The organism is Streptomyces altiplanensis, assembly GCF_053591575.1.
This window is the reverse complement of the sequence record NZ_JBSFUB010000192.1, coordinates 1-5,142: the sequence shown is the minus strand read 5'-3', so window position 1 is coordinate 5,142 and position 5,142 is coordinate 1. Positions and strand designations below refer to the sequence as shown.

Below are 5,142 nucleotides of genomic sequence, written 5' to 3'. Positions count from 1 at the left end.
GGGCGGCTCGGGGTCGGTGCGCCCGGCGGCGGCGGCGAGCACGGCGGACAGCTCGGGCAGGACGGGCAGGCCGGGCTCGGGGGCGGGCGGCCCGTACCGGACGGGGCCACGGCCTTCCTCGACCGTCCGCTGCATGATGACGTCACCTCCACGCCGATCGGATCACCCTGTATACGGTTACTTGCCCCGTATACGGTTATACGGGTGGTTCCAGCACAGCGCTTCTGGGGCCGGGCCCGGGAGCCGGGTTCCTAGTGGGGCGGTGCGAGCCGGGCCAGGGTGCTCTCCAGGCCGCGCCCCCTGTCGCGGACGACCGCCTCGGCGACCTCCGCCAGCTTGCGGTTCGTCCGTTGCGACATCTGCCGCAGTACCGCGAACGCCTCGTCGCTGTCGCAGCGCAGTACATGCATCACGATTCCGCTGGCCTGGTCGATCACGGCGCGCGAGCGCAGCGCCGTCTCCAGCTGGCCGACCTCGGCGAGGGCCTCGCGGTAGCGCCGGTCACGGACCAGGCTCGCGGTGGTCTGCTCACCGAGGACGCCCACCGGGCCGTACGCCGCGCGCTCCAGGGAGCCGGGGCGGAAACTGTAGAGACTGACGGTGACCTCCATGCCGGCCCGGCAGAACGGAATGGTCATGCTGGCCCTCACCCCGGAATCGAGCGCCAGGGCCCGGTACCGGGGCCACCGCTCCTCGTTCAGCAGGTCCTCCGTGTCCACGGGTTCGCCCCGGTCCAGCGCGGTCGGGATCGGTCCGTCACCGAGGTCGAGCTGGACGGAGGCGAGCGCGGCCAGGTCCGGGTGGGTCGCCGAGGTGCGCCGTTCCGTGCCGCCGTCGGCGATCGTCGCCACGGCGCCGCAGCAGGCGGGGGCGCAGCGCGCGGACTGCTGCGCCAGCTCGGACAGCCTGCGCACCACGGAGTCGGGCTCCGGCCCTTGGAGTTCCTGCTCGGTCAGCATGGCGGCGTCCTCCCTGTCGTGGTGCGGCTTCCCGCCCCCGGGTCCGCAAAACCGCTGGACCGGTTAGCTTTCTCGTATGACGCAGACGGACGACTTCGGCGCGGAACTGGCGGATTTCGTCAGGCGGATCGGTGAATTGAGGGCGGGCCGTGCCCTGCCTCCCGATGAACATCTCGCCCTTCTGGACGCGGCCCTCTTCGAACTCCGGCACGTGGCCGACACGTTGTGGCCGCAGTACGAGCAGCTGAAGGCGGCCGCCCCCAGCGCCCCCTCCCCCGACCGGCAGGAGCGACAGGAGCGACAGGAGCTCAAGGCCCTGTTCCAGCGGCTGCCGCTGCCGGTGGCCCTGGTGGACAGGGACACCGTCGTACGGCGGATGAACTTCGCCGCGACGGGGCTCACCGGCGTACGGGCCGGATATGCGACGGGGCGGCCGCTGGCGGCCCTCCTCAGCCCCGGGGACCGGGCCGCGTTCCGCTCGCAGGCCGCGGCCGTGGCCCGCGGCGAGGGCGACCGGAGTCTGACCGTCCATCTCCAGCAGCGCCCGCACGAACGGCTGCTGGCCACCATGAGCGCGCTGCGTCCGCCGGACGAGCCGCATCCGGTGGTGCTCACCGTCCTCCAGCCCGGTCTTTCCACCGGCGTGTACCCGGCTCCGGGGGCCGTCGCGGCGGGACGGCGCCCCGCGCTGCCGGACCTGTCGGAGACGACCCGTCACGCGGAGCTGATGGATCTCCTCGACGCGATGACCACACAGCTGCTGTCCGTCGCGCCCGGCGACCGGGAGGCGGTTCTCGCAGGCGCGGCGCGGACCCTGCACGGGCGGTTCGCCGACTGGGTGGTCGCCGACACCGTCGCGGGCAGGGCGCTCAAGCGCGCCCTGGTCCTCGGTCCGGGGGACCCGGACGCCCAGGCCCTGGCACAGGCGGTGGCGGGACAGGACCCGGCCTCGTGCCCGCTGGTGACGGAGGCCGCCCGCGGCGGCTGCGCGTCCCTCCAGGTGCAGCCGGAGGACACGGACGGCTTCGGCCGGGATCCGGCGGGCGGCCCCGTGCTCGTACGGGCGGACGTCACCTCGCTGCTGTGCGTGCCGCTGACGGCGCCGGCCGACGGCGGGTCCACCGGGCCCGTACAGGGGGTCCTCACCCTTTTCCGTACGGGCGTCCGACGGGCGTTCTCGATGGCGGAGGGCCAGGCCATGGACCTGATGTCACGCCATGCCGCGCTCGCTATGCGGCGTCCCGCAGAGCCTCGTCGCGCAGGCGGGTACAGCAGCGGCTGATCAACCGGGAGACGTGCATCTGGGAGAGTCCGAGGTCCTCGGCGATGCGGCTCTGCGTCATGTCCCGGAAGAAGCGCATGTAGAGGATCTTCTTCTCGCGCTCGGGGAGCCGGCTGAGCGCCGGCTTGACGGCCTCGCGGTCGACGATGACGTCGAGCGCGCCGTCGAGGCCGCCGAGGGCGTCGCTGAGCGAGTAACCGTCGCCCGTGCCGGGCAGCTGGGCGTCCAGGGACAGGGCGGTGAAGGAGTCGAGCGCCTCCATCCCGGTGCGGGCCTCCTCCTCGCTCATGCCGGCGTGCTCGGCGATCTCCGCGACGGTGGGGGCACGGCCCGACACGGTCGTGGCCAGGTCCTGGCTGGCGGCGCGGACCCGGTTGCGGAGGTCCTGGACGCGGCGCGGCACGTGGAGGGTCCACATGTGGTCGCGGAAGTGCCGCTTGATCTCGCCGGTGATGGTCGGCACGGCGAAGCTCTCGAAGGCCGAGCCGCGGTCCGGGTCGTAGCGGTCGACGGCCTTGACCAGGCCCAGTGCGGCCACCTGACGCAGGTCCTCGATGGCCTCGCCGCGATTGCGGAACCGGCCCGCGAGCCGGTCCGCCATCGGCAGCCAGGCGTTCACGATCTCCCGGCGCACGGCGTCCCGCTCCTCGCCCTCGGGCATGGCGCACAAGCGGCGGAAGGCCTCGGTGGTGTCGGGGGCGTCGTCGTGCGGGTGCGTCCTGCGAACGGCGGTTGTACGCATCTTCGTTGCAACTCCCTGAACGGTGCAGACGGCGGACGGATATCACCGTGGGGAGGCTGCCGGGCTCCTGGACGTGACACGTCCGGAGCGCATTGCCGCTCCCACGGACGTGCCTCCGGTCCGAAGCACATGGAGCACGTGCCCCCGCCTCGGCACGCCAAACGGGTCGGGTTCGCGGGCGTCCGGTTTCCGTCGCCGCATCCCTGGTACTCGGCACAGTGCTGCCTTTTCGGCCGCTCCGCACGTCCAGCCGCTCCGCACAGCCCGTAGGAGGCCCCCATATGAGCACCGATGTTGCCGACCGGATCCTGTCGCGCCTGCGCGAGTGGGGAGTCGAGTGCGTCTTCGGCTATCCGGGGGACGGCATCAACGGCCTGCTGGCCGCCTGGGGCCGCGCCGAGGACCAGCCGCGTTTCATCCAGTCCCGGCACGAGGAGATGGCCGCGTTCGAAGCGGTCGGGTACGCGAAGTTCGGCAACCGGCTCGGCGTGTGCGCCGCGACCTCCGGGCCCGGCGCGATCCACCTCCTCAACGGCCTGTACGACGCCAAGCTCGACCACGTGCCGGTGCTGGCCATCGTCGGCCAGACCGCGCGCAGCGCGATGGGCGGCTCGTACCAGCAGGAGGTCGACCTGCACTCGCTGTTCAAGGACGTCGCCTCCGACTTCGTGGAGACGGTGACCGTGCCGGAGCAGCTGCCGAACGTGCTGGACCGGGCGATCCGCACGGCGTACGCCCGGCGCTGTCCGACCGCGGTCATCGTGCCGGCGGACGTGCAGGAGCTGGAGTACACTCCGCCGCCGCACGCCTTCAAGATGGTCCCCTCCAGCCTGGACCGCAGCAGCTGGACGGCGATGCCCTCGCCGGACGCGCTGCGGCGGGCGGCCGACGTGCTCAACGCCGGCGACAAGGTCGCGATCCTGGCCGGCCAGGGCGCGGCCGGGGCGCGCGCCGAGGTCGCGGAGGTCGCGGAGCTGCTGGGGGCGGGGGTCGCGAAGGCGCTGCTCGGCAAGGACGTGCTGTCCGACGAGCTGCCGTACGTCACGGGCTCGGTCGGGCTGCTGGGCACCCGCCCGTCGTACGAGATGATGCGGGACTGCGACACGCTGCTGACCATCGGTTCCAGCTTCCCGTACTCCCAGTTCCTGCCGGAGTTCGGCAAGGCGCGGGCCGTGCAGATCGACATCGACCCGCATATGATCGGGATGCGCTATCCGTACGAGGTGAACCTCGTCGGCGACGCGCGGGCGACGCTGCGCGAGCTCATCCCGCTGCTGCGGCGCCAGGAGTCGCGGGACTGGTTCGACGAGATCTGCGCGGGCGTCGCGCGGTGGACCGAGGTCATGGAGCGGCGGGCCTCCCTGTCGGCCGATCCGGTCAATCCGGAACACGTGGCGGCGGCGCTGTCCCCGCTGCTTCCGGACCACGCGATGATCACCGCCGACTCGGGGTCGGCCACCAACTGGTTCGCGCGCCACGTGCGGCTGCGCGGGGACATGCGGGCGTCGCTGTCGGGGACGCTGGCCACGATGGGGTGCGGTGTGCCGTACGCGATCGGGGCGAAGTTCGCGCACCCGAACCGTCCGGCGATCGCGCTCGTCGGTGACGGGGCGATGCAGATGAACGGCATGGCGGAGCTGATCTCCGTCGCGAAGTACCGGCACCTGTGGGAGGACCCGCGGCTGGTAGTCGCCGTCTGGAACAACCGGGACCTCAACCAGGTGACCTGGGAGCTGCGCGCGATGGGCGGAGCCCCGTCCTTCCTGCCGTCGCAGTCGCTCCCCGACGTGTCGTACGCGGCGTTCGCCGAGTCGGTCGGCCTCACCGGGATCCGGGTGGAGAAGCCGGAGGAGGTGGAGGGCGCGTGGCGGGCCGCGCTGGCGGCGGAGGGCCCGGTGGTGCTGGACTTCGTCACCGATCCGTCGGTGCCGCCGGTCCCGCCGCACGCGACGTGGGACCAGATCGAGGCGACGGCGTCGGCGCTCGTGAAGGGGGACCCGGAGGCCGGCGCGGTGATGAAGCAGGGCCTGAAGTCGAAGCTCCAGGAGTTCCTCCCCGGCGGGGACGCGGGCTGACCGGAGGGCCGGATCCGGGACCGGTCCCGGATCCGGCCGCAGGGGCCGCACGCGAGCGGCGGGCGGGTCCGGTCTCCGGACCCG

4 protein-coding genes and 1 pseudogene are annotated in these 5,142 nt (G+C 72.7%); 2 read left to right on the top strand and 3 right to left on the bottom strand.

Going from position 1 to position 5,142, the window contains the following annotated elements; all coding sequences use genetic code 11:
• Window positions 1–135 (bottom strand): annotated as a pseudogene (locus ACWD0Y_RS36115) (pyridoxal phosphate-dependent aminotransferase); the annotation flags it as partial.
• 116 nt (window positions 136–251) lie between these two features.
• Window positions 252–959 (bottom strand): ANTAR domain-containing response regulator, encoded by a 708-nt coding sequence (locus ACWD0Y_RS36110; protein ID WP_450264493.1) that lies wholly within the window; start codon window positions 957–959, stop codon window positions 252–254.
• A gap of 76 nt (window positions 960–1,035) precedes the next feature.
• Between ACWD0Y_RS36110 and ACWD0Y_RS36105 the strand changes: the two genes are divergently transcribed.
• Entirely contained in the window at window positions 1,036–2,241 is a 1,206-nt protein-coding gene (locus tag ACWD0Y_RS36105; RefSeq protein WP_450264492.1) for a PAS domain-containing protein, read from the top strand.
• On the opposite strand, the gene ACWD0Y_RS36100 is transcribed toward ACWD0Y_RS36105, so the two are convergent.
• Window positions 2,189–2,983: an RNA polymerase sigma factor SigF gene (locus ACWD0Y_RS36100; protein ID WP_450264491.1), complete on the bottom strand. Its 795-nt coding sequence runs from the start codon at window positions 2,981–2,983 to the stop codon at window positions 2,189–2,191. The genes ACWD0Y_RS36105 and ACWD0Y_RS36100 overlap by 53 nt on opposite strands.
• A 281-nt stretch (window positions 2,984–3,264) precedes the next feature.
• On the opposite strand from ACWD0Y_RS36100, the gene ACWD0Y_RS36095 reads away from it, so the two are divergent.
• Entirely contained in the window at window positions 3,265–5,058 is a 1,794-nt protein-coding gene (locus tag ACWD0Y_RS36095; protein ID WP_450264490.1) for a thiamine pyrophosphate-requiring protein, read from the top strand.
• Window positions 5,059–5,142: the final 84 nt, after the last annotated feature.

Excerpts from the sequence above, each read along its gene's own strand:
- ACWD0Y_RS36110 (WP_450264493.1), bottom strand. The coding sequence starts at position 959 with ATGCTGACCGAGCAGGAACTCCAAGGGCCGGAGCCCGACTCCGTGGTG.
- ACWD0Y_RS36105 (WP_450264492.1), top strand. The coding sequence starts at position 1,036 with ATGACGCAGACGGACGACTTCGGCGCGGAACTGGCGGATTTCGTCAGG.
- ACWD0Y_RS36100 (WP_450264491.1), bottom strand. The coding sequence starts at position 2,983 with ATGCGTACAACCGCCGTTCGCAGGACGCACCCGCACGACGACGCCCCC.
- ACWD0Y_RS36095 (WP_450264490.1), top strand. The coding sequence starts at position 3,265 with ATGAGCACCGATGTTGCCGACCGGATCCTGTCGCGCCTGCGCGAGTGG.